This window comes from Paenibacillus algorifonticola (genome assembly GCF_000971975.1).
GTDB classification, from domain to species: Bacteria; Bacillota; Bacilli; order Paenibacillales; family Paenibacillaceae; genus Pristimantibacillus; species Pristimantibacillus algorifonticola.
Genome location: NZ_LAQO01000026.1, coordinates 58,829 through 83,190, shown reverse-complemented (window position 1 = coordinate 83,190; position 24,362 = coordinate 58,829). Strand labels below are relative to the sequence as shown.

Sequence of the window (24,362 nt, the reverse complement as noted above, 5' to 3'; positions counted from 1 at the left end):
CTCCTACTCTCATGATGGCGTTAGTAGACCCCTTCCTGCCCAAATTTCTTGGCCATCCAGTTCGCTCCAAGCACCAGAATTAAGCCGATGAAGGATTTGAACAAGCCTACTGCCGCGCTGTAGCTATACTGCGCCTGAGTCAAACCTTTCACGTACACATACGTGTCGAATACTTCACCAACGTCGCGATTGGTCGGAGTGAGCATCAGGAAAATATGCTCAAACCCGGAATCCAGAAACGTGCCCAGCCGCAATATAAGCAAAATGACAATCGTGCTGCGAATGGCCGGCAGCGTAATATGCCACAACTGTCTTAGCCGATTGGCTCCGTCAATCCGCGCCGCTTCATACAGCTGCACATCAACGCCCGACAGCGCCGCGAGAAAAATAATCGTGCCCCAGCCTACCTCCTTCCAGATCGACTGCGAAATGATAATCGTTCGGAACCAGCTCGGCTCCAGCAAAAAGGCGATTTTATGCCCGGTCAGCGCAAACAGCATTTCATTGATAATGCCGCCTTCCGTCGTCAGTATAATGTAGAATACCCCTACGACGACGACCCAGGAGACGAAATGGGGAATATAGATCATCGTCTGCACAAACCGCTTGAAGCGCTCGATCCGCACCTCATTCAGCATCAAAGCAAGTACAATCGGCAGTGGAAAGAAAAAGACGATGTTGTAAATCGCTAATAGCAGCGTATTGCGGAACAGCTGCCAAAACTGCGGCTCCGAGAAAAAGCGTTCAAAATGCTTGAGCCCTGCCCAGCTGCTCCCCAGCACGCCCTGAAAGGGTTGATAATCCTGAAAAGCGATAATGACGCCGTACATCGGGACATATTTGAAAATGATGAAAAATAATACGCCTGGCAGCAGCATCGCATACATCCATTTATCCTTAATCAGCTCCCGCAGCCACTCGCTGCGTCTGCTTACCCGTTCCTTGCCAAGCGTTGATTTACTTGGACTACTACTACTGCTGCCCGTCGTGCGGATTTGTGCGTTCATACGCGTCCCTCCCTTGTTAGCCTCCAAGCTCTACGAAGGACGACTCATATTCCTTCACGACTGCATCGCCGCCAGCCTTCGCCCATTTATCCACTTCTGCCTGAAAGCCTGCATCGTCAATTTGGCCCATAATATATTTCGTTTCCGCATCGCGAATAATCAGATCCAGCTCTACGCCGCGTTCATTATAGGTCGGCGAATTGAGCGTCAACGCCGGATTCGGCACCGCATATTGAATATTTTCTCTCGCCATTTTTGTGCCTTTGAGTGCAATTGGCGTATCCTCAAGCTCCGGCACGTTATAGCCTTCAATGTTAAGCAGCCCGTCACGATACGGCTTGACCTCCCGCTGGAACAAGGCAAAATCCGTATACTTTGTTTTTGTGCCATCCACCAGTTCATAATGCTTGCCTTCAATGCCGCGCATTTGCAGTGTGGACATTGGCTCATCCATCAGCTTGTCGAGGAAGGTCAGCACGCGCTTCAGCTCCGCTTCATCCTTGACTGCCGATTTAGGTATCGCCAAAAATCCAAAGTTGCCCGGCTCACCCGCGATTCGCGGCCCATCTGGCCCAGCGAATGGCGCAATATCCCATTCTGCCGATGGAATGGTATCCTTCATGGCGGTAGAGTAGCCCTGTACATTTTGCGCCGAAACATTCAAACGCATACCAACCCTGCCGTCATACATCGCCTTATCCAGCTCTGTCACATCATAGACGGCAAAATCCTGATTAATCAGCTTGTCTGCATACAGCTTGCGGAACAGCTGGAGCACATCCATATACGGCTGTGTTTTAAACTCCGGCGTAAATTTGCCGTCTTCCTCTCCCCAACGATTTACGCCGCCAATGCTGACCGCGAGCCTTGTAATGACGGGCTGCGTTCCGGCGTTGTAATTTTTGAACAGCATCGTGCCATAAGAATCCTGCTTGCCATTGCCATCTGGATCATTTTCAGAAAACGCTTTCATAACGTTGTACCAATCATCCATCGTGACGGGCAATGACAGCCCCGCTTGATCAAACCAATCTTTGCGGTAAACGACGGCTGCCCGGCCAATATCGCGGTAGTTCGGGATGCCGAACAGCTTGCCGTCAATTTTAATATTGTCATAGTAGCGCTGATCCTGTGCCGTCAGATTCGGATAATCCTTCAAATACGGCCCCAGCTCCCAAAACAAGCCGTTACGGGCTGCATTCATCACATTTGGCACATAGTTGACCTTTAAAATTTGCGGCAGCTCATTGGAAGCAATCATGACGTTGATTTTATCATCGAACGCCGCCTGCGGGATCCACTGAATCGCGAGCTCCGTATTCGTATACTTTTCAATCGCTTGCTCCACCTCATTGCCCTTCGCCGGGATATCTCCAACCTGCCGCAGCGCAATCGACAGCTTATACGGCTTGTCTGTACCTGCCTTCTCCCCGGTATTTCCGCTGCTCCCTGCTTTCTCTCCTGTTCCTGCACAGCCCGCGGCGAGCCCCAGCGTCAATACGCCGGAGCAGATGAGGTTCACCCACCGCTTGCTGTTGCTTGCAAAAGGCTGAATCGGCTTGCTTTTCATGAGTCGTCTCCCCTTTTTATAGGAATGCTTGCCATGGCTTGCCTTTATTGCTTCGTTGCTTTATTGCTTCGTTGCTTTATTGCTTCGTTGCTTTATTGCTTCGTTTGCGATGTCCGGTCTTGCAGCTGATGGACGGATACCGCTCCCCAGCTTAAATCCGGCACGCGGTACTGCTCGATTTTCTCCAGGTCCAGCTCCATCCCAAGCCCTGGCTTGTCAGCTCCTGGCACTAGCAGATAACCATCCTCATAGCGGACCGCTTCCTTGACTACATCGCCTACATAAAGCTCCGGCCCCGTCGGGTCAGAAGTATAATTGAGGTTGACGAGCGTGCTGCCAAGATGCGCCATCGCTGCCGTTCCAATCGACAGCTCCTGCGTCGTGCCCAGCAGACAGCCTTTCCCCGCCACTTCTGCGGCTGCCGCCGCTTTCCGTGCTGACGTCAGACCGCCAATAAAAATCGGCGAAATGTTGAAAATATCAACGCTGTCCTGACGCAGCATCTCATGCTGCTGACGGAAGCTCCACACATGCTCGCTTACGGGATAATCCGATTTCATGCGAACTTGCCGCAGCCCTTCGAAATCATTTTGCGGAGCCGGGCTCTCCACCATTTCAAAATCATAAGCGGATAGTCGGCGTATCGCCTTGAGCGACGCTTTCCAGTCCAGCAAATGGCTGAAATCGAGCGATTTAATTTTCACCCGCGAGCCGAATTCACGCTGCACGCCATCCAGAAACGCTTCATCCGCATCCAGATTTTTGCCCACGTACAGCCGGAAGACGTCAAAGCCCTGCTCAAGCCGCTGGCGGACGACGGCGATATTTTCTTCAACCTCCTCCATAAACCGGTGACGGAAGATCGGAAAACATACTTTAATTTTCTGCTGAATAGCCCCGCCCATAAATTCGGATACCGGCATATTCAGCGCCTTCGCACATAAATCATGCAGCGCCGCATCAATGCCATTGCGGATAAAATTGCCCTTCTCATAATAAAAGTTGGCTTCGGGAAAATGGCTTTTCAGCTCCATATTCATGCGCGACAGCTGGAAGGGATTTTGCCCAATCAAGATGCCCTTGAGCACCGTCGTCAAATCTTTCAGATCAATCGAATAATAAGGAAGGTGGGAAAAGTCCGACATTTCGCCGATGCCCGTCAAGCCTTCATCGGTCATCAGCTCCACAATGACATGCTTGCTGACAAAACCGGTGGAACGCGGCACGCCAACGACGGTCAAACGTAAATCAGACAGCTTCATGAATAGAAACACTCCCTTTTCTGTTATGCTGTAAGCCTTCATAGAGAGCAAGCAGCGCGAGCCCCTGCGTGAACGGCGTAATCTCATACGGAATTTGGTTATAAGCCTCGGCATCCGCCTTTACTGGCGTGCCTGAGGAGCCTCCTGTTACATTGCCCTCCTCATCAATGCTCGCCGCTACCGCAGCCAGCGCTCGCTCCGCCATCTCGCGGTATTGCTCCGAAATGAAGCCGAGCCTGATTCCTTTCAGCAGGCCGTAGGCAATGCCTGCCGTGGCCGACGTTTCCGTATACGTGTCCTTCCGGTTCAGCACCGTTCTCCAAAGGCCAGAATCCTCTTGCAGCTCAGCGAGCCTCTTTACTTGCGCATGGAGCGTTTCCAAAATCGACTCCCGGTCCGCAAACTCGGACGGTAGCAGCTCCAAAATATCGACAATGCCCGCAGTCATCCACGCATTGCCTCTGCCCCAATGAACGCCGATCCATTTTTTCTGCTTATCGTTCCAGCCATGATAAAACAGCTTTTCATCAGGGTCGTACAGCAGCTTGCAATGCAGAGCGAGCTGTCTTCCGGCTTCCAGCCTGAACCGCTCATCATTGAGAAGCGTTCCCCGCTGCGCCATATAAAGCAAGCTCATAAACAGCGTGTCGGCCCATACCTGATCCGACCAATCATTGTCCAGCACCGTGTGCTCAAGGGCGCCAGAATCGGTGCGCGGCCCGCTATTCAGCAAATAATCGTCAAACGTCTGAAAAAAGCTCGCATATTGGCCTTCGTCGTCCTGATCACGCAAATGCAGCAGCGTCAGCAGCAGCGAATTGGAGTTTACGCATACTTTCTCAAAATGCGTTTTCATTCGCCCATCAATCCAACCCTTCAGCATCAGGTCATAAGGTGCATCTCCCGCTGCTTCCCCTGCCTTTACTACGCCATAGAAGGCAACGCCGATGCTCCAGTCCCAGCGCCTCCAGCGAATGCCTCCGGGCTCATCCGAAAAGGTGTGGCTCAGCGCCAGCGTCCGCTCCGCGGTTCGACTTAGCAGCAATTGCAGTTCTGGTATGTTTGGCTCCGCCATTCAATTTCCTCCTTTTTGATCAAAATCCATTTAATGCGCTTACATATATGAAAGGAATCGCCCCTTAGACGCGCTGCAACAAGCCCCATTCCTTCAGCATGCCTGCTACCTCTTCGCATTCCTTGCTCGTTAATGTGCTGATAGGCGGGCGAACCACTCTCGTTGCAATCAGCCCCAGCTGGTACATCGCTTCCTTGACTACGCTTACATTATTGCCGTTTCGATGGCTTTCCCGCAGCTGCTCAAATGGAAGCACCTCGCTCCAAATTTCCATTGCCCGCTCATAGTTTCCAGCATTCAGCGCCTCCAGCATTGCAAACGATCGACGAGTATCCACATTGACCATTCCCGACGTAAAGCCCTTTGCCCCGGCCGCATAAAATGTTGGTGCCCACATTTCAGCCGTTCCGCATATCCACACGATGTCGTCCTCCACAGCCTGTACGGCCCGGCTAAATGATGGTGGATGATTAATTGCATATTTGATGCCCACGACATTCGGTATGGCAGCAGCCTGTACAATCGCCTCGTGCGTAATTTGCTCGCTGCGGATATACAAAACCATGGGCAGCGAGGTCGCGGCGGCGATTTGCTTGTAATAATCGACTACGCCCTGCGCCAACAAATAGGGATGAACCGGCTGATGCACCATAATGCCGTCGGCGCCGCATTTTTCCGCATGAACAGCTAGCTCGGAGGCTGTACTCGCATCATAGCCCACTCCGGCAATGACCAAGCTTTCGTTGTTTACGGTGTCTGTCACGAACCGCGTAACCTCCTTTGCCTCCTCCACGCTCAGCGCATAAAACTCGCCTGTGTTGCCACATGGATAAATCGCTTGAATGCCTTGATCGAGCAGATAGCGAATGTTGCCTTGCAGCGATGTCCAATCAATGCCGAGCTGCCCATCGAATGGTGTCACATTGATCGCGTTGATGCCTCTTAGTTTAGCTTTAATGCCTTCATACATCGTTTCAGCATCTCCTTTCTATCAATCTACTGTTATTTGTCAAAGCGGTTTGCCTGCGGAATGAAGGTCAGCCATTATTTTCATCCCGCCCCGCTGCCGAACCTACTGTCCCTGTTGCCCATGCCCGTCTTCGCGCCGCATGCTAGCTCTTCGCTTTCGCCGCTGCCTTGCTTTCCTTCACAAACTCAATCGTCCGGCGAATATGTCCGATCATCAGCTTCTCGGCAAGATCAGCATCTTTCGCTACAATGGCCTGATAGATGGCATAATGCTCCTGAAATCCCCGCTCCAGCTCATCCTCATGCGACAGCGCCTTTTTACGAAAGGAACGGTCAAAGGAGTGAATCGCTTCAATCTGTTGAAAAATATAATTATTTTTCGCATAGGTTCGGATCAATTTATGAAAATGCCCATTAAGCGCAATCAGCTGCTCTGTATTTTTCGCTTCAGTATAAATGCGCATTTGCACCGTTGTTTCCGTTAGCATGCCGACTTCCTCATCCGTTATTTTAAGCGCCGCCAGCCGTGCGGCTACGCCCTCCAGAGCCGATCGCGCCCAGTTGATTTCCTCAACCGAGTTCATAATATCGCTGGAGACGAACGTTCCCCGTCTGGCGCTTGTCGTAACAAGCCCCTCCTGCTCCAGCCTTCGCAGCGCTTCCTTCAGCGGTGTTGTACTGATGCCGAACTGCTTGGCCAGCTCCCGTTCCTTCAAATGATGGCCCGCCTTGTATTGCTCGGACAAAATCGCTTCCTTCAGCTTCTCGTAAATGACGTCGCGAATCGAGCGCGTCTGCAAAGCTATATCTTCCTCATGACCGTGTATGCTCATCATTACCGCCCCCTCGTTATGCAGCAGGCCTTGCGCCTGTTTCTCAGGATTTAATAAATACGGTTTTGATAGAGGTGAAAAATTCTATCGCTGCCTGCCCTTGTTCCCGCGAATGCGAACTGGACTGCTTCATGCCGCCAAACGGCGCTTGCAGCTCCACACCCGCGCTCTCCGAATTGATTCGAATAAGGCCCGCATCCATGTCCTGAATAAAGGATAGCATATGAGCGATATTTTGCGTAAAAATGGAAGCGCTTAAGCCAAATTCCGTATCATTTGCAATCGATAAGGCTTCTTCTATCGTATCAAATCGGAGAAGCGCCAGCACTGGGCCAAAAATTTCCTCCCGCGCAATCGCCATATTCGCATTCACCTGATCAAAAATCGCAGGCTCGATATAATAGCCTTCCTGATAAAGCCCTTCTGGCTGTCCGCCGCCATGCAGCAGCACCGCTCCTTCCTCCACGCCTTGGCGAATATAGGAAGTGACATTGTCATATTGCTGCTCACTGGCGCAAGGTCCCATCCATGTATCCGGCTCCAGGGCGCTGCCGACTTTAAGCTCCTTCGTTCGGGCCAGCAGCTTCGCCACAAACGGCTCGAAAATATCATTTGCGATAATAACCCGGCTCGTTGCCGTGCATTTCTGTCCTGTTGAGCGGAAGCCGCCATTTATCGCTGCTTCCACCGCTTGATCGAGGTCAGCGTCAACGGCGACGATCAGCGGATTTTTGCCGCCCATCTCCAGCTGATATTTCGCTCCCCGGGCGAGTGCCGCCATGCCAATACGTTTTCCCGTCTGGTTCGAGCCGGTGAACGTAATACCTTGGATGAACGGATGCTCGGCCATCGCTTGACCAACGACGGAGCCTTTGCCCGTTACGAGATTGACCGTCCCGGCTGGAAAACCCGCTTCAGCTAAGCATTCCATCAGTTTGACAGCGGTTACAGCTGTTTCCGTAGCTGGCTTAAGCACAACCGTATTGCCATAAATAAGTGCGGGAGCCATCTTCCATAGTGGAATGGCCACCGGAAAGTTCCACGGCGTAATGACGCCGACGACGCCAAGCGGAACGCGGGTAGTCAGCATAAGCGCTTCGCTGTCCGTTGACGGAATGACATCACCTGTCTTGCGCATGCCCTCGCCAGCGTAATAACGCAAAATCGCCACCCCTCTTGCCGTCTCGCCCTTTGCCTCCGGCAGCGTCTTGCCCATCTCGCGTGCCATCGTTTCAGCAATTTCATCGAGCCTTCGCTCAAGCGCCGCCGCTGCCTTAAACAAATATTCGCCTCTTGCCGGAGCTGCCAGCTTGCGCCATATAGGCTGAGCTTCTTTCGCGGCCTGCGCTGCTGCGTTGAGATCATCAACGCTGGAGCTTTGCACCCAGCCTACAATTTCGCCTTTCACGGAAGGGTTCAAGCTTGCTTCTACTTCACCGGACGAGGAAGATACCCACTCTCCTCCAATGTAATTGAAAGCGGTATGGGTAGACATGGTTACCAATCGCCTCACCTCTTCAACTTTATATTTGATATCTGATATATCAGATATTATATTGAATCTCTTTAATCGTCAACCCTTTTCACGAAAAAAAACTCCGCCAGCAAAATGGCAGGAGCTTCTCATCATTTTTCACAAGCTTATCTAAATCTACTTACTGATGCTCGCACACCTGCTATCCTTGTTCAAAACCGTCAATACGATAGCCTGCACGCGCCGCGAGCGCTCGAAGCTCGCTATACTCCTCCATACGGACGGTAATCAGCACATAGCTATCGCTATTAATATCCATGCAAGCGAGCGTGATGGAATGCACTTGAAGCAGCTTGAACATTTTCACCAAAAAATCGTAGGTTGGGAGTATTTCATCTGCTTCATGCTCCAAATTCCACTCCGCTTCAGGCAGCAGCTGCTTTCGGGCAAGCAAATTCTCAATGACGCTAGCCACCTCATAGCTGCCCTCTTTCCAGTCGATTTCACATGCCAGCCCCTCCGCTTGCAGCGAATCGACCAGCGCAAACCATGGCAGCTCCGGAATCGGACAGCTAATTCCCCGCTCATCCAGCCGATCGAACCAGCGCACAAAATAATCCTCTTCATGCAGAATCGCCTCAGACACTTCGTCCACGATCTGCGACTGCCCGAAGGCAAGACGTCTGCTCAGCTCCAACAGCGCTGTGTTGCGAAGCTGCGGGTCATCCTTTTCGGCCGTAGGAGCCTGCTGCAGCCGGTGCTGCTTCGATCCTTTTTTTCGCATAAATCCGAACCCGAACCATCCCACGCTGCTCGCCCTCCCTATTACAACCGGATTATACGTCTAAAACGCAAATTGCCGATAATATCCTCGAAGTCCAGCTCAAACACATTAGGATCGCGATAATAGACCGCTGCTGCTGGCAAATAGCCTACAACCGGGCCAGTTCCCCCGCATACCAAGCTGCCGCCATCTCCGCCCTTCGGAAAAAACTCCTCATCCTTCAGCGTCATTTCATACTGGTAAGGGTCACCCGAGAAGCAAATACCGAAGGCATTTGGCAGCTCCAAATCATAAGGCCTGTTCTCGCCTTCGGCGAGCTCCTCAAAATGCCTGAGCTTCATCCCATAGTCGAAGCTGTCGCCCCAAGGATACAACGTCCGGCAGCCGCCACCGTAAAGATACTCCCATTCATCCTCCGTAGGCAGGCTAAAGCCTGATTGCTCGATTTGCTCAGCGACGATTTCCGAGTCCAGCTCATCGTTAAACAAATAAGCGATAATGGCCTCCCCTTCGCGTACGAATCGAAAATTTTGGTGACGCTCATATTCTGAATAGGTGCTGAGCTTGAATTTTTCCAATTCCTCGTGAAAATCCTCATCCTCAGCCAGATCCTCGTCATCGAGCTCTACCTCGTACCAGCCTAGCGAATGCGTCTCGCATTCGACGAGCAAAGCGCCAATTTGCGCCTCGCGGACCGGCGACATTTGATCGCGGATAAACGTATCCCGATCCTCAACACCATATTCATTCATCGTCTCTTGAAAATCTTCAGCTGTTGCGGCATCCAAACCCTGCTCCCAGCGCTCCCAGCCCAGCGTTACTTTATCTCCCGGCACATAAACGAACTTATAGCCCTCATACTCAAATACCCCCGTTTCTATCCGGCTGCCATAACGTTCGAACGTTTCCAATCCCTGATATTCAAAGCCTTCCGGAAGCTTTTCCAGCAGCATTTTCAAGGCGATTTCCTTCTCCTGGCTCGGCAGTCCGTTCCAGACCGACCGATTTAATGTTTCCATTGTGCGCCCACCTTTTCAATTAAGTTAACGATTTACAATTATTAGCTCCCAAAAAAGCGGTTATTTGTTGCAAAAGCAGCTCCTGCCCCTCCTCATAGAAAACGGCCACCTCCAGCCTGTAAGCATAATTAAACCGAATATATCCGCCCAAACGCTGCAAAAACAAAGTGCACGTATAGGCATTTTCAATCAGAAAATCCGGCTCAAAGCTTTCCTTGCATTGACGTGCCAGCTCCGGCAGCTCAAATCCGGCATCATCCGGGGCAAAATGAAAAAATTGATGCTGGCGCGTTTGTGTCCACGGCTCAAAATAAGGCGGAGCTGCCGCTGCCTGAGCCAGCTTTTCGCTATAAATCTGATCCAGAAGCTCCGTATAGTCGGCATGCTCATTCGCACCCTCAGGATACAGCTCAATGATTTCCGAATGCCGCGGCAGCCAGATGATACCCTTTACAACCGGATGCACCGCGAGAAAATCCCCATCAATGGTCGTGCCAATCGACACGCATTCGGCAATTTGCTGCTGCGAAATCGGGCAGGCATCATCATGCTCCCAAAACTCCTCCTCTGCAAACGGCTCCAGCACGCCGGGATCCGGCACTTCAATATTAAACCAGCCGCGATAAGTGCCCGGCCCGTTAAAAGTCAAAAAGCGGACATAGCCTTCAGGCAGTGTCAACTGCCGCTCCTGTTCCAGCTGATGCAGCTTCTCGGCCGGTATAGGTGAACCATTAGGCGATACGATATACATAGGCAGCCCTCCTTTTATAAAAAAACGCTTCACTCAGCTCATTGCTCATTTGCTCCCGCTCCTGCTTGCGCTCGCGCTGTATTAATAGGCGGCTTGCAGCAGCTGCTCCATGAGTGGCTGGCGCGTGTCCTTCGTTTTGCGAGCTGCTGCTTTCAGCTTGTCTGTCCCGCCCCAGATCAAATAAATGAGATGCTCCACTTCATAATCTTGCAGCCCCGCCACTTGCTCCAGCAGCAGTGCCAAATTGCCTTCCTCTTCGAATGCTGGCTTGATTTTGAGCTTGAGTTCCTCCGTGCTATGCAGCATGCAAACAACGAGCGTTGCGATAGAATCGGCATTAACACCATAGCGGGCCGCGAACTCGGCGGTAAATTTATTTTGCACGGATTGATGCTCTACATCAACCAGCTTCATATACTGCTCGACTAGCGAAAAATACCGGAGATCGGCTAGGCCCAGGCCGAAAACAGCATAGCTACCCGGCATGCAGCTTTTCTCATCCTCCGCATCGCCGTACCATTCGAACTCCTCCATCGCCTCGCGCGCATATTGCTCCAGCTGCGGATGCAACTCATCAAAGGCGAGCGCATTTGCAAAGAAGCGGTGCGTGTCCGATTTGGCTAGCCCTTTGAGCGGCAAATATTGCTTTTCGCTCGACTTAAGCTTGATCTTATAGCTTTTGGGGAAGCCTTGCTGCAGCAATCGAATGATGAACGACACCGCTCGTCCGTAGCTCTGCTGCTCCTCCTGCTTGATGACGATCGTAATCGTTGAAAATACATCATTTGCTTTACAATGTACAAACGCATCATTATAATCGCTATCTTCTTTCGGATAGGCGCCACTTCCTTCTTCAAGCAGCTGTGTTGCCTTGGCGCTTCCAAGTTGCCGAGCACAATCGATAAAGCTAAGCCCCCTTGACTTGCTATAGCTTGGCTCGAAGCGGAGAATAGCGACAGCCGCATAAAGCAGCAGTGTGATCAGCCCAGGCTGTACTGACTCGGCAGCAGCCTCGGACTTCAATTTATACTGCTTCCGCCCATCCTCGCCCTCCTCTATGGTGAAATAGGGCGGCAGCAATTGGTTTTCAACCCAAGCTTTCAGCGTCATGATGATGTAGCTGCGATGTTCTTGGAGCGGTTCTTTACGGGATTTATTGAGCTCTAAAATTTTCTCGAATTTGGCAACGATCCATTCGCCATCCAGCTGCGGGAAAAGCTGCTCACTCAGCAAGTGCCGCACTAGAAAAAACGTCTCCAGCGGCTTCGTCGGATATTTGCCGGCATCCAGCTTTTGCGCCACATAAGTTTGAATATGTCCCAGCAGCTCCTGCTTTTTCGCCTCATTCACGTATTCTACGAGCGTGAGCTCGAAGACGCTTTCCACAGCCCGGAACTTCCCGCAAAAAGTAAAGCGGTAATCCGTAACAGGTGAAGCCGCCAGCAATTCCAAGCGCTCCCCAATTACTTCCGCAAGCTGAGGCTTAACGAGCATCTGGGTCTGCTCTATCGTAAACAGCGCATGCGGATCAGGTTGTTCATCCTTTTCATCCGGCCAACCAAATCCCAGATCGTGATCTACAATTTGTATGGGCTCCGCCGTACAGTCCATTAGCGCATAATCAGAAACGCCTACTTGCAGCTTGGTGCGCTTGATTACGTCCGCTCCATCCTGCTTCTCCAATTGGTCAAACCACTGGTGAATCTCTCGTTTCATCTCATCTATTGCCGCTCGTTGTGCTTCTTCCATCCCAGCTGTTCACCTTCCACTTTCCATATTTAAAGCTAAAGCAATAACCGTTATGTATCCCATCCATTAAATACCCGATTTCATTAAACCTGAACAGCCCGCTTTGAAAAAAATGAAAGGGCACCCGCTGCGGGTACCCGGCTTTTAGCACAGCTATGATAACCTTCAGGCTGCATGCTTCCAGCGTCAACTGCAAACGAAGCTTGTCCTCTTATTTTATCTGCGGCAGATGCCGGGAACAATAAGTCTTATGGACGGTTTCTCCCCTAATTGCTGGTAAAGAAGCCCTCAGCTTCGCTGGACAGATTTCAAGTTTGAACAAGCTCGGTTTAATGATACAATAGGAGCGTAATTGACCAAACTTAACCCCAACTCAAACCTACGAAGGAGTGACGTAAGTGGCTGTTCAGGCGTATTTGAATTTTAATGGCAACTGTCGTGAAGCGGTATTGTTTTATGCAGAGGTTTTCGGAACGGACAAGCCTGAAATTATGACATTCGGGGATTCGCCGCCAAATCCGATGTATGAGATGCCAGAAGCAGTGAAACCTTTGGTCATGCATACGCGCCTGAAAATTATGGGCAGCACAATTATGTTTTCCGATGTATTTCCGGACTCGCCTTTCGTTGAAGGCACGAACATCAGTCTCTCCGTCGTCAGCAAGGACCTTGAAGAACTGCAGTCAGTCTTCAACAAGCTCAAAGAAGGCGGCACCGTCGAGATGGAGCTTGCGGAAACCTTCTGGTCTAAAGGCTACGGCAGCCTGAAGGACAAATTCGGCATCCACTGGCAAATTAACCAATCCGACGAAGAGTTTTAATCGAGCCTCATCCATAAGGCTTTGCATATAAATACCCGCCTGCCCTGTCTGGAGTTCGTCCAAGCAGCAGCAGACGGGTGTTTTTGATATTGACAAGAGCGTTTAAGCTCATGCGCGATGAACCGTATCATAAGTAGCGGCAAGTTATCACATCAGTTACCCCCTACAACGTTTGACCGCTATCCACAGTAATGATTTGCCCCGTCATCGCTTCTTGCTCTAAGGTTGCACAGATCATGGAGGCAATATCTTCGGGTGTCGAAATACGCTGTAGCAGCAGATTCGGAGCTAATCTCTGCATTTGTTCTTCTCTTCCGGTCCACCATCTTGTTGCGACGGCTCCTGGTACGATGCAGTTTACCCGAATATCGGGTACTAAAGCTCGCGCTAGCGATTTTGTTAAGCCATGAACGGCGGCCTTCGATACGGCGTAGGGAAGAGAAGAGCCTAATCCGGTTTGTCCGGCGATACTGCCCAAATTGACGATGGCTCCCTGTTTATTTTTCTTCATGTAAGGTGCGACAGCTCGCGCGCAGTAAAACATGCCTTTTACATTCACATCGAACAATTCATCCCATATTTCTCCGGTAACTTCCTCCAGATTGTCCATCGGAATATGACTTGTAATACTGGCGTTGTTGACGAGCAAATCCACGGTCCCGAATTGCTGAATAATGGTTTCGACCATGCTCCGGACTTCCTTGTCCTTTGATACGTCTGCTTGTACCCCTACAGCTTGGCCGCCCTCCTTGTTGATCGATCGAACGGTTTCTTCTGCATCGGCTTGCGAACGAGAATAGTTAACGATAACGGTCGCCCCTCGCTTGGCCAGCATGAGACTTGTTGATCTGCCAATCCCTGTGCCGCCACCCGTAACAAGAACTACTTTGTTATATATCTGCATAACGGATACACTCCTTATATTGTAATTTGATCTTTTCATTGTAAATCCTCCGATCGCATTTGTATAATTGAACTATTTGAAGGATCTATTCAAATATTTTGAACTATAGAAGAAGGTGTATAATGGATTTTAAGACGTTAAAAACGTTCCAAATGATCGTAAAATACGGCAGTTTTGCCCGTGCGGCTAAAGAAATGAACTATGTTCAATCTACCGTTACGATGCAAATACAAAAGCTTGAATTGGATTTAGGCGTTCAGTTGATCGAACGAGGACATGGAAAGGAGTTTCGGTTGACGGAAGCCGGGAGGTTATTTCATGACCAAAGCATGCAAATTGTAAAGAATATGGAGCAAATACAAACAAGCTTGTCGAATCTACAGCTGGGGGAGACGGGCCATATTCGCATAGGCGTCACGGAGCCAACAGGGAGCTATCGGTTGCCTGGCATTTTAAAGGAGTTCATGTCTATGTATCCGAACATCCGGATTTCTTTGGAATATGCGAACACTCCGACACTGACCGAGCGAATCCTCAGCGGAGAGCTTGATTTTTCATTATGTTCGGCACCGGATATAGGGAACGATCTTTATTTTGAACCCCTATTTCAGGAAGAATTTGTGGCGTTAATGCCTGAAGACCATCCGCTAACGCTGAAAGCGGTTCTCGCACCGGAAGATATTCGAGGGTATCGACTGCTCATCACAGCTGAAACCTGTCCATATCGCAGAAGGCTGGAGATGGTTATGCAGGAAACGGGAAATTTGTCGCTTGATACTATGGAGATAGGGAGTATGACGGCCTTGAAGTTTTTCGTCGAGAACGGGTTAGGCATCGCACTGATCCCGAAGATTATAGCGGAGCCCGCTGCTGCGGGAACAACCATACGGACGATCAGTGGAAAACTTATATATATGACTTTCGGAATCCTGTGCAAAGCATCGGCCTACCCGTTGCAATTAGCCAGTCAAAAACTTTATCAATATCTCAAGCTGCATCTGAGCGAACAATCTACTTTATAGGAAATTAAACTTGCCGTTACAGACAGCGTGGAGAAGCCTATCACTTTTTTTCAGCTCTCTTAGCTTCAATATGGATGCATTAACTTAAAGTTTGGTCGTGCTCGCGATAAAGAACTGTTTGTCCATATTCATATCGCCTGCCGCTCCGGCCCATATCAACTGTTTATTTTCCGATTCCATTCTCAGAACCGTCCCAAATATGTTTTTATTATCTACTGAAGAGAAAAGAATTTCCTCAATGTGTTTCTGCATTTGTTTCTTAAAAAAATACCCCCCTGCCCTGTCTGGAGTTCATCCAAGCAGCGGCAAGCGGGTATTTTTTTACTCGATACTCTTAAGACTGAAAGGACCTTGTGCTTTCCAACGTTCGCATAAAAGCCTCTATATTGTCCTTTATGAGCCCCGTATTTTCAAATCCGGCATTGGCAATGATGTCCTTGATATCTTTGACAAACGCAGTCAAGCTGGCAGTAGAGGCCTTCTCGAATCTGTTCTCACCGACAATGTCTCCGATCGGTTTGGCAGCTTCCTCTCTGTATGCCTTCACCCAATCCGTATTTGTCGCTGCTTTCTTAGCGAAGGTTTGCAAGATGCTGTTCCAGTCTTTTCCGTTCACAATTGCATCTTGCAGCTTGTCCAGCGTATTCGGCTCGAATTTCTTCATCATATAGGTCAAATCGATATAATCATCTGGAGCACCAATAGGCCTTTGCGGCGGTGTTTCGTAATGGGTTTCATTCGTTTCAGGGTCTACCGTTCTCGTTTTGGAGATGGCTCCGATTTGACGGATCGTATTCATAAATTCCGCCGCTTCATCATCCTTCATGTAGTTGTCCGCGATATACTTAGCTTGAGTAAGTCCCAATTCTAATAACGCTGCTCGGTCCTCTTCTCCGGTGACGTCTGTAATGAAATTGGATTGAATGATGCCGTAAACAGCTTCCTCCACCTCCGAGGGTTGATCTGTGAGAAGGCGATTCAGCGACTCATTGATTTGAACGGTTCCAAAATATTTAGCCGAATGATTCACAATATCGGATGCCGCCAACTGTCTGGCAGTCGGGCTAATTTCCACTGTATCGGTGTCATGAGATAGACCGGATATCGTGCCTGTGACCAAGGTCGGTTTATCGGTCTGTTGTTTCGAATTTGTGTATAAATTTAAGTCATACTGGGTCGAGCTGTAAATCTTCATCCTTAACGCACCCCTATCCCATTCATTTATTTCGGTTATTATCTTCTATTTATAGTATCGGAATATTCTTTTATATTTTTTATATTAATTTACAAAAAAATAGGAAACAATAGGTAGAACATGGATTCAATTTGTTAAAATGTGATCATATAAGTGGAGTCAATATTGGGTGGTGAGAGGAAAGAAATGGACAAATTAAAAAACAGCGGATTTTATAAACTTAAATTTTTCATAACACCTGAAGAGTTTAAAAGCATTTTGATGCTTTTTGAGCATAAGCAAGTGCAGTTCCATCGTACCGATTATGCCCAAACGAAGCATGATTACGATCAGGTGTATGCCGCTTATGAAGCATTTTATCAGTATTTTACGGAAGAGGAAAAAAGGATTGATTATCACCCCTTCTTTGTTTATTCCATCTCTGTTTCGACGGGTCATGAACGCTCAGTATTTTTTATAAGAAATGAAGGTATCCCCTTTCCCTATTATGGGCAATGGTCAGAGGATGCGTTTTTTAATGAAGTAACGAACGATATTAAAAAAATGACAAAGCCGCTTCGTTTTTCGGCACATGCAGCAACAGGAGCTGGTTTGCAAGAGCAAAAACCACCTGTGCGCATAAGCAAAAATGCAATGACTGACTTGGTTAACTCTTGGATTTTCAGGAAATATAAGCTTATTATGAATGGCAAATAGGCTGCAACCGCTTAAAGCAGCTGCAGCCAGTGTTTATTTTTCACTATTTAAAGCTGCTCCGATAAAATACGAACCACATTTTCCATATGGTTGATCCAGTCGGAATCTCCATCCCACAGTTCATACAGCTCACGTTCTCCGCCTTTATTATCCAGCACCTGCTGAACCAATTGCTGCAACTCGAGCAGCTCCTCTGTTTCCCAGACGATCTCCTTCAAACCACTCAGAGCCTCGTACTGCGTCTTGCCGTTTTCGATATAGGCGCACACAATTTCAGCTAGAGCAATCGCTGTATTATCATAAAGGAAATCCTCCTCTTCCGGATCCTCCGCAAGTAATCCAAGCTCTCTATAATGAACTAGAAGCTCCTTCAACTTAATAGACTGGCGGTCCACTGCATATTTGCTTAAAGCATCAAGAACATCAAGACCTTCGTCGCTTTCCAGCGATGCTGTTCCCCACGATCCCATCGTATTTCTCACCTTTCTATTTGTAATTCTACAATTTTAACATGAATTGGAATTTGAATTAATCATCCTTAAGCAACATTCTGTTGGTCGGGTATGAGCAAATAGGCATATGTATATATAACAAAAGGTGGATAAAGCCAGCGTTTATCATGTATTTTGCACTCGGGCGATTGTTTCTGAGTTCCAGCAGCAGGAAACGTTTGTACAAAAAACAGCGGCAGTCTAGGATCTTATAACTTTGTCCAAGATTGCCGCTGTTTCATTACAGGATACTGTGACCGAAGGTCACGCTTTTTATAAAGAATAACCGCTTAACATTCATACTTTGAAAGCTAAGCCGTTGTTTTGGCAAATACGATAAAGAACAGCACAAGCTCCAGAAGCACGACCGTCGGCGGTACTACAACGAGCAAGTTCACGCTGAATAAAACAAGCAGCAGCAGCAACAGCAGCGAAATATGCTTCACGGTTGGGCGCAAATGCTCAAAGCGGTAGCTGTATAGCAAGCACATAACCGACAGAAAATAAATGAACACGGAGCCAAAAACGAATCCGAGCATAAAGCCATATTCCAGTTTGTTCAAAAACACCAGTTGGATCGACGCAGCGATCATGCAAAGCGACAAATAGATAAACAAATGGCCGTAAATAATCGTTTGCCCCGCTGTTCGCTTCGTTTTATCTACGTTTTTCTCCATATTCTCGAAATACTGCCACCAGATTGCAATAACAAGAATAAAAGCAAGGGCAACGAATGTGATGGATGTGAAATTCAGCTCTCCTTCTTCCAATATGGAAAGCAGGCTAACGACCGATTCACCTAGCAAAATCAGCGTAAACAGCGAAAAACGCTCCAGTAAATGAGGAGTATGGATCGGCGTGACAACGAGATGCTTGCGGCCAATTAACGGAACAATAATGTCCAGAATAATGCCCGTGTACAAAATCACGTAACGCAGCCACGAATCAAAAAACAAGGAACATGACGATACCGCTATCCCTAGCCAAAAATAGGTACCGAAGAAACGTGCGGTTTGCAGCTTATGCAGCACCTCTGAACGTGCCGTCAGCAAATATTGCACGGTCGTTATAATCCGAAGCCCTATATAACCAATAAAAAAGGGCACATAATACGCGTCAAAATCAACATTTAAGCTTGCCGTCATAATGAGGACAAAAAACATTTGCAGCACGATAAATAATCGATGCTTCAACGTATCCTGACCAAAACGATTGTTGTACATCGTCTGTCCAACCCATGCCCACCAAATCGGCACAAAAATCAAAATGAATTTGGATAAATGCTCCCAAGTAATGCTGCTATGCTCGACGTGAAGCAGCACATGTGTGGCCTTGGAGACAGCCGCCACAAACAATAAATCATAAAACAGCTCCAGCCACGTTACTTTTTTCTCCGGCATCATCGCTATGACGTGCTCCTCTCTTTGCATACGTTCAATCCCAATCTCTATCTCTACATCGACCCAATTATTATAAGCACGAGAAGGCTCATTAGGCAATAAGCGAAATAAAGCCCGGAGCGCCGGCCCCGGACCTTATTATTGTTTGTTTACTTTATGGAAAAAATAGAGCGGCTGGCAAGCGTGTTATTCACCTTGCCCAAACTCGCCTTGCTAAAAAGCTTGCAGCAGCGCCACTAGTCGTGGAAATTAAGCCCTGACGTCGTAGCCTTCACATAGCCATTGCGAATGACGAAATCACCGAAATGCTCGCCCTGCTCGCGCTCTTTCGCGAAGCGGTTAATAATAGGCGTCAGCGTGCTGATGATTTCCGTTTCATCAATATTTTCCTTGTACATCTTGTTCAAACGGTCGCCGTTGAAGCTTGCGCCCAAATACATATTGTATTTGCCCGGCGATTTCCCGATAAATGAAATTTCGCCGAGCGCTGGGCGGCCGCAGCCATTCGGGCAGCCCGTCATGCGAATAACGATGGACTCGTCGCGCAGACCAGCTTCATCCATGACCACATCCAGCTTGTCGATCAAAGTCGGCAAGTACCGTTCCGCTTCCGCCATAGCAAGGCCACAGGTCGGCAGTGCTACGCAGGAAATCGAGCTGCGGCGCAAAGCAGAATAATGCGCGCCGTCCGTCAGCTTATACTGCTCAATCAGCTCAACGATTTTGCGTTTTTTCTGCGTTGTGATATTGGCAATAACGAGATTTTGGTTCGGTGAAAGGCGGAAGTCTCCGGTATGGATCTTCGCAATTTCACGCAAGCCCGTCATCAGCTTGTAGTCGCCGTCATCTTGAATCCGTCCGCTTTGAATGTACAGTGTCAGATTCCATTTGCCGTTTGTGCCTTTAATCCAGCCATAGCGGTCGCCATTGCTGTCGAAGTGGAATTCGCGCGGCGCTTCCAGCTTCCAGTCCATTCTTTTATGCAGCTCGTCAACAAACCAGTCCAGACCGTGGCGGTCAATCGTGTATTTGAAACGGGCATTTTTACGAACAGAGCGATTGCCATAATCGCGTTGAATCATAACCGTCTTCTCGGCAACGTCAATCGTTTGCTCTGGTGTGCAGAACCCAATAACGCGGCCAAGCTGCGGATAAGTCGCCGTATCGCCATGCGTCATGCCCATGCCGCCACCGACGGTTACGTTGAAGCCGATGAGCTTGCCTTTTTCCAAAATCGCAATGTAGCCCAGATCCTGAGAATAAACGTCTACATCATTGGACGGGGGAACAGCCAGCCCGATTTTGAATTTACGCGGCAAGTACACCGGTCCGTAGATCGGTTCCACTTCGCCAGCAGCTTCCGAGCTTTCTACCTTTTCGCCATCCAGCCAAATTTCATGATACGCAGGTGTGCGCGGCGCTAGATGATTATTGATGCGTCTCGCCCACTCATTCACCTGCTCATGTGCCTCGGACAGATGCGGGTTAGGATTGCTCATGACATTACGGTTAACGTCGCCGCAAGCGGCAAGCGTCGTCATGAGCTTATCGTTGATCGTACGGATCGTCTTTTTCAAATTCCATTTCAGCACGCCATGCATTTGGAAAGCCTGACGTGTCGTCAGACGCAGCGTGCCATTGCCATATTTATGTGCCAGTTCGTCCATCGCCAGCCATTGCTCGGCTGTCGCTACACCACCCGGTACAACGACGCGGAGCATAAACTGGTAAGCGGCCTCCAGCTTCTGCTTCTCGCGCTCATTGCGCAGGTCCCGGTCATCCTGCATGTAGCTGCCGTGGAATTTCATCAAGCGGTTGTCATCCTCCGGCAAGCTTCCTGTAACCGGATTGCGAAGCGTCTCAACGAGCGCTCCACGCAAGTAATTGCTCTCTATTTTAATATGTTCAACATCGCTCGGCGGGCCGCCGATAGGCTTTACGATTTGATCATTTGCCATTGCTGCTATCTCCTCTCGCACTCGCTTAGGTCCGTTTAGTACACATCGCGCTGGTAGCGCTGCTGCTGCTGCATGTCGGCAAGATAAGCTTCCGCTTTCTCGCGGCTGATGCCGCCTTCCTGCTCAATGACAGTAATGAGCGCGGAATGCACATCATGTGCCATATGCTTCTCATCGCCGCACACATATACATGGGCACCGGCTTGCAGCCACTCATACAGCTCCGCAGCCTGCTCCAAAATACGGTGCTGTACGTACACTTTTTCTTCCGAATCGCGTGAGAACGCAACGTCCAGCTTCGTCAGAACGCCGTCCTTCAGCATGCGCTGCCAGTCCGTTTGATACAGAAAGTCCGTTACGAAATGGCGGTCGCCATAAAATAACCATGATTTTCCTTCCGCACCGGATTCCTCGCGCTCCTCCATGAATGCCCGGAATGGTGCTACGCCTGTGCCTGGACCGATCATAATAATCGGTGTTTCGGCGCTTGTCGGCAGCTTGAAATTCGGGTTGTTCTGAATATAGATCGGCACGGTATCGCCTGGCTCCAGACGCTCTGCCGTGTGAATCGAGCATACCCCGTAACGCTCGCGGCCATTTGCTTCATAACGAACGGCGCGAATCGTCAAATGCACCTCGTCCGGATTGGCCTGGAAGCTGCTTGCAATGGAATACAGACGTGCTGGCAGCTTGCGCAAAATGCCTACAAACGCAGCCGGCGTCCAATTCCATGGCGCAAAATCCTGCGCCAGATCAAGCAAATCGCGGCCGTTGATATAGTCCTTCAGCTCTTTCTCTTTGCCTGGCGCTGCAAGCTCCTGGAGCCCGCTATTTGCAGAAAGCTTCGCAGCCTGCTCCAGCAGTGGCTTCGTCAATACTGTAATTTCATAATGCTTCAGAAGCGCTTCGCGCAGCGAGCCTTCCTCGCCTTTTTTGTTAAATGGAACCTTCTCGTCCGCGCTCCAGCCCAAAGCCTGAATCAGCTCGTCCACAAGCCTCGGATGATTTTCCGGGAAAAGGCCAAGGCAATCGCCTGGCTCATATTGCAAGCTCGATCCGTCAAGCGACAGCTCCAGATGGCGTGTCTCGCGGTCTGAACCGCGTCCGTTCAAGTTAATGTTCGCGAGCACTTCCGCATGAAACGGATTTGTACGCGAATATTCGGATTCAGTCGCTGTAGCGATACCTGCTGCAGAAACAGCCGCTGTCTGCGGAGCTGCTGTCGATCCATTCAACCGCTCGCTTAACGCAGCAGCAACTTGATTGAACCACTCTGCTGCCGGCTCATCATAATCGAGATCGCAGTCCATACGCGGCGTCAGGCGCTTGCCGCCCAGCTCCTCAAGGCGAACGTCGAAATCTTTACCCGTCTGGCAAAAGAATTCATACGAAGTATCACCGAGCGACAGAACGGAGAAATACAATTCATCCAGCTGCGGCGCTCTTTTGCTATATAGGAACTCATGGAAGGAGATTGCATTATCCGGCGGTTCGCCTTCTCCATGGGTACTTGCAATAATCAATAAATTTTCGACCTTCTTCAAGCCATTAGGCTTGAATTTGTTCATCGCGGACAATGTAACCTGAAAGCCGCTATCCGTAAGCAAGCTTGCAAGCTTGCCGGACAGGCGCTGGCTGTTGCCCGTCTGCGATCCGAATAAAATCGTCACTTCGCGCGAGCCTGCTGGCTGAACCGGTGCTGATAGCGCTTCCCCAGCTACAGCAAGTGCCGCGCTTAATTGCGGCTCTGCACTCATGGGCGCAAAAGCTGCTGTGCTCTGAACTGCGGACAAATATCCGCATAACCATATATGCTGCGATTCCGTCAAAGTTGGCAGAAGGCGGTTAAGAAGCTCAACCTGCTCCTGATTAAAAGGACTGTTCGTCACCTGAAGTTGCAACAAAATCCACCTCTCATAAACATGAAATCATACTGTTTTAAAATATAGGAAAGGATATGATTTTCTCATCCTTTCTCTATATTTCTCGGACTGAAACGCGCCGCGCCGCCAAAGGACGGCTTTCGGCCGTTTCACCTTGTAAACTGCGCTTACACACTTTAGTCCATCAATAATATTCAAACTAACATATTAAGTGCAATCGGGCAATGTGCACATTGCCTCCTAATTTTCCCTAATTTGTCGATTAGGAAGCAAAATATGGCTAAATCCGAGTGAAATGGGGGTATTTCGCTCAGATTTAGCTGTATAAATTAAGAATTATGATGATTTCCATTAGAAAAAGTGATAGACGATTATGATGTTTTTAATCAAAAAAAAACCACGCTTCTGCCTGAAGCGTGGTTGGATGGCCTAAGCCTGACTAGCCTTATGAAATCAGCCGCCAATATGGGACATCTCGATTTTCGCTGGTGACTGGGTGCGGGTAGCCCGTTCCTCCGAATAACGATCATTGCGATTCGTCCAAATGCTGGCGATGGCTTCGCGAATCGACTCATCCGTTTCGTCAGTGCGCAGCAGCTCCATTAAATCGTAGCCCTTCGAGGCGAACAGGCATGTGTACAGCTTGCCTTCAGCGGATATTCGTGCCCGTGTACAAGTGCTGCAAAAAGCGTCACTTACGGAGGAAATAAAACCGATCTCCCCCGATCCATCCTGATAGCGATAGCGGGAAGCAACTTCTCCTACATAGTGGGCTTCCACTGGCACAAGCGGCAGATGTTCTTCTAAAAGCTGCAAAATCTGTTTGCTTGAAAAAACGTGATCCCACTTCCAGCCATTTGAATTGCCGACATCCATATATTCAATAAACCGAAGGATGTGCCCCCTTTCGCGAAAATAAGCTGCCATCGGCCATATATCCTGATCATTGGTGCCCTTCTGGACAACCATATTGATTTTGACCGGCATGCCTGCTGCAGATGCCGCTTCAATACCATCCAGCACGGCCTGCACGCCGCTGCGGTTTCCGTTCATTAGTCGGAACCGCTCGTCATTTAGCGAATCCAAACTGACCGTTACCCGCCGCATTCCAGCTTCCGCAAGCGCAGCGGCCGATTTGGGCAGCAGAACCCCGTTGGTCGTCAGTGCAATATCTTCAACGCCCGGGATCGCATTCAAGCGCTTGATCAGCGTTGGCAAATCTTTTCTAAGCAGCGGCTCTCCGCCGGTAATTCTAAGCTTTTTGACGCCCAATGATACAAAAATCGTTACGAGCCGTTCTATCTCATCAAAGCTGAGCACCTTGTCTTCAGCCAAAAACGGGTAGTCCTTGCCAAAAATTTCGGCCGGCATACAATAACGGCAGCGGAAATTACAACGGTCGGTAACAGATAAACGCAGGTCCCGCAGACCACGGTTCAATTGATCCTTTATTGAATGCTCCAAGCTCCTCACCCCAGGTTATGCAAAAGAGAATGTTG

Annotated in this window: 22 protein-coding genes; 3 read left to right on the top strand and 19 right to left on the bottom strand. The window is 49.3% G+C overall.

What is annotated here, in order from left to right:
* Nucleotides 1-20 precede the first annotated feature (20 nt).
* From WH37_RS25535 to WH37_RS25480, 12 genes are all read right to left on the bottom strand, one after another.
* Nucleotides 21-1,007, bottom strand: a complete 987-nt coding sequence (locus WH37_RS25535) for an ABC transporter permease (RefSeq protein ID WP_046233469.1) — start codon at nucleotides 1,005-1,007, stop codon at nucleotides 21-23.
* A gap of 16 nt (nucleotides 1,008-1,023) precedes the next feature.
* The gene (locus WH37_RS25530; protein ID WP_046233468.1) at nucleotides 1,024-2,577 is read right to left on the bottom strand and encodes an extracellular solute-binding protein; all 1,554 of its coding nucleotides are present in this window, start codon (nucleotides 2,575-2,577) and stop codon (nucleotides 1,024-1,026) included.
* Between the two features lie 92 nt (nucleotides 2,578-2,669).
* Nucleotides 2,670-3,839 (bottom strand): mandelate racemase/muconate lactonizing enzyme family protein, encoded by a 1,170-nt coding sequence (locus tag WH37_RS25525; RefSeq protein WP_046233467.1) that lies wholly within the window; start codon nucleotides 3,837-3,839, stop codon nucleotides 2,670-2,672.
* Nucleotides 3,826-4,914: a glycoside hydrolase family 88/105 protein gene (locus WH37_RS25520; RefSeq protein WP_052737209.1), complete on the bottom strand. Its 1,089-nt coding sequence runs from the start codon at nucleotides 4,912-4,914 to the stop codon at nucleotides 3,826-3,828. Before WH37_RS25520 ends, WH37_RS25525 begins: the two co-directional genes overlap by 14 nt.
* Nucleotides 4,915-4,978: 64 nt before the next feature.
* On the bottom strand, nucleotides 4,979-5,884 hold the full coding sequence (locus WH37_RS25515) for a dihydrodipicolinate synthase family protein (RefSeq protein ID WP_046233466.1): 906 nt from the start codon (nucleotides 5,882-5,884) through the stop codon (nucleotides 4,979-4,981).
* A gap of 142 nt (nucleotides 5,885-6,026) precedes the next feature.
* A complete protein-coding gene (locus tag WH37_RS25510; RefSeq protein ID WP_231594362.1) occupies nucleotides 6,027-6,719 on the bottom strand; it encodes a GntR family transcriptional regulator in 693 nt (230 codons plus the stop codon).
* Between the two features lie 40 nt (nucleotides 6,720-6,759).
* Nucleotides 6,760-8,211 carry an alpha-ketoglutaric semialdehyde dehydrogenase GucD gene (gene gucD / locus WH37_RS25505; protein WP_046233519.1) on the bottom strand — a complete coding sequence of 484 codons (1,452 nt, stop codon included), beginning with the start codon at nucleotides 8,209-8,211 and terminating at the stop codon, nucleotides 6,760-6,762.
* A 181-nt stretch (nucleotides 8,212-8,392) separates the two neighbouring features.
* On the bottom strand, nucleotides 8,393-8,998 hold the full coding sequence (locus WH37_RS25500) for a DUF6630 family protein (RefSeq protein WP_052737208.1): 606 nt from the start codon (nucleotides 8,996-8,998) through the stop codon (nucleotides 8,393-8,395).
* A 17-nt stretch (nucleotides 8,999-9,015) separates the two neighbouring features.
* Complete coding sequence (locus tag WH37_RS25495) at nucleotides 9,016-9,993, bottom strand: hypothetical protein (RefSeq protein ID WP_046233464.1); 978 nt, start codon at nucleotides 9,991-9,993, stop codon at nucleotides 9,016-9,018.
* Nucleotides 9,994-10,012: 19 nt separating this feature from the next.
* Nucleotides 10,013-10,744, bottom strand: a complete 732-nt coding sequence (locus WH37_RS25490) for an SMI1/KNR4 family protein (protein ID WP_046233463.1) — start codon at nucleotides 10,742-10,744, stop codon at nucleotides 10,013-10,015.
* Between the two features lie 81 nt (nucleotides 10,745-10,825).
* Nucleotides 10,826-12,493, bottom strand: a complete 1,668-nt coding sequence (locus WH37_RS25485; RefSeq protein WP_046233462.1) for a DUF6138 family protein — start codon at nucleotides 12,491-12,493, stop codon at nucleotides 10,826-10,828.
* On the bottom strand, nucleotides 12,462-12,689 hold the full coding sequence (locus WH37_RS25480; protein WP_046233461.1) for a hypothetical protein: 228 nt from the start codon (nucleotides 12,687-12,689) through the stop codon (nucleotides 12,462-12,464). The genes WH37_RS25485 and WH37_RS25480 overlap by 32 nt, the downstream gene beginning before the upstream one ends.
* Nucleotides 12,690-12,891: 202 nt before the next feature.
* Between WH37_RS25480 and WH37_RS25475 the strand changes: the two genes are divergently transcribed.
* The gene (locus WH37_RS25475; protein WP_046233460.1) at nucleotides 12,892-13,314 is read left to right on the top strand and encodes a VOC family protein; all 423 of its coding nucleotides are present in this window, start codon (nucleotides 12,892-12,894) and stop codon (nucleotides 13,312-13,314) included.
* A gap of 163 nt (nucleotides 13,315-13,477) precedes the next feature.
* On the opposite strand, the gene WH37_RS25470 is transcribed toward WH37_RS25475, so the two are convergent.
* The gene (locus WH37_RS25470) at nucleotides 13,478-14,218 is read right to left on the bottom strand and encodes an SDR family NAD(P)-dependent oxidoreductase (protein WP_046233459.1); all 741 of its coding nucleotides are present in this window, start codon (nucleotides 14,216-14,218) and stop codon (nucleotides 13,478-13,480) included.
* Nucleotides 14,219-14,340: 122 nt separating this feature from the next.
* Between WH37_RS25470 and WH37_RS25465 the strand changes: the two genes are divergently transcribed.
* Nucleotides 14,341-15,240, top strand: a complete 900-nt coding sequence (locus WH37_RS25465; RefSeq protein ID WP_046233458.1) for a LysR family transcriptional regulator — start codon at nucleotides 14,341-14,343, stop codon at nucleotides 15,238-15,240.
* 334 nt (nucleotides 15,241-15,574) lie between these two features.
* Here the strand turns inward: WH37_RS25465 and WH37_RS25460 are convergent, their stop codons facing one another.
* Nucleotides 15,575-16,435 (bottom strand): hypothetical protein, encoded by an 861-nt coding sequence (locus WH37_RS25460; protein WP_046233457.1) that lies wholly within the window; start codon nucleotides 16,433-16,435, stop codon nucleotides 15,575-15,577.
* A gap of 186 nt (nucleotides 16,436-16,621) precedes the next feature.
* On the opposite strand from WH37_RS25460, the gene WH37_RS25455 reads away from it, so the two are divergent.
* On the top strand, nucleotides 16,622-17,131 hold the full coding sequence (locus WH37_RS25455; protein ID WP_046233456.1) for a hypothetical protein: 510 nt from the start codon (nucleotides 16,622-16,624) through the stop codon (nucleotides 17,129-17,131).
* A gap of 47 nt (nucleotides 17,132-17,178) precedes the next feature.
* Here WH37_RS25455 and WH37_RS25450 read toward each other — a convergent pair whose 3' ends face one another.
* The 5 genes from WH37_RS25450 to moaA form a co-directional block, all read right to left on the bottom strand.
* Nucleotides 17,179-17,601 carry a DUF4259 domain-containing protein gene (locus WH37_RS25450; protein WP_046233455.1) on the bottom strand — a complete coding sequence of 141 codons (423 nt, stop codon included), beginning with the start codon at nucleotides 17,599-17,601 and terminating at the stop codon, nucleotides 17,179-17,181.
* A gap of 332 nt (nucleotides 17,602-17,933) precedes the next feature.
* Nucleotides 17,934-19,022 (bottom strand): low temperature requirement protein A, encoded by a 1,089-nt coding sequence (locus WH37_RS25445; protein ID WP_046233517.1) that lies wholly within the window; start codon nucleotides 19,020-19,022, stop codon nucleotides 17,934-17,936.
* 236 nt (nucleotides 19,023-19,258) lie between these two features.
* On the bottom strand, nucleotides 19,259-20,980 hold the full coding sequence (gene cysI, locus WH37_RS25440; RefSeq protein WP_046233454.1) for an assimilatory sulfite reductase (NADPH) hemoprotein subunit: 1,722 nt from the start codon (nucleotides 20,978-20,980) through the stop codon (nucleotides 19,259-19,261).
* Nucleotides 20,981-21,015: 35 nt separating this feature from the next.
* The gene (locus WH37_RS25435; RefSeq protein WP_046233453.1) at nucleotides 21,016-22,881 is read right to left on the bottom strand and encodes an assimilatory sulfite reductase (NADPH) flavoprotein subunit; all 1,866 of its coding nucleotides are present in this window, start codon (nucleotides 22,879-22,881) and stop codon (nucleotides 21,016-21,018) included.
* A 435-nt stretch (nucleotides 22,882-23,316) separates the two neighbouring features.
* On the bottom strand, nucleotides 23,317-24,327 hold the full coding sequence (gene moaA / locus WH37_RS25430; protein ID WP_046233452.1) for a GTP 3',8-cyclase MoaA: 1,011 nt from the start codon (nucleotides 24,325-24,327) through the stop codon (nucleotides 23,317-23,319).
* Nucleotides 24,328-24,362: the final 35 nt, after the last annotated feature.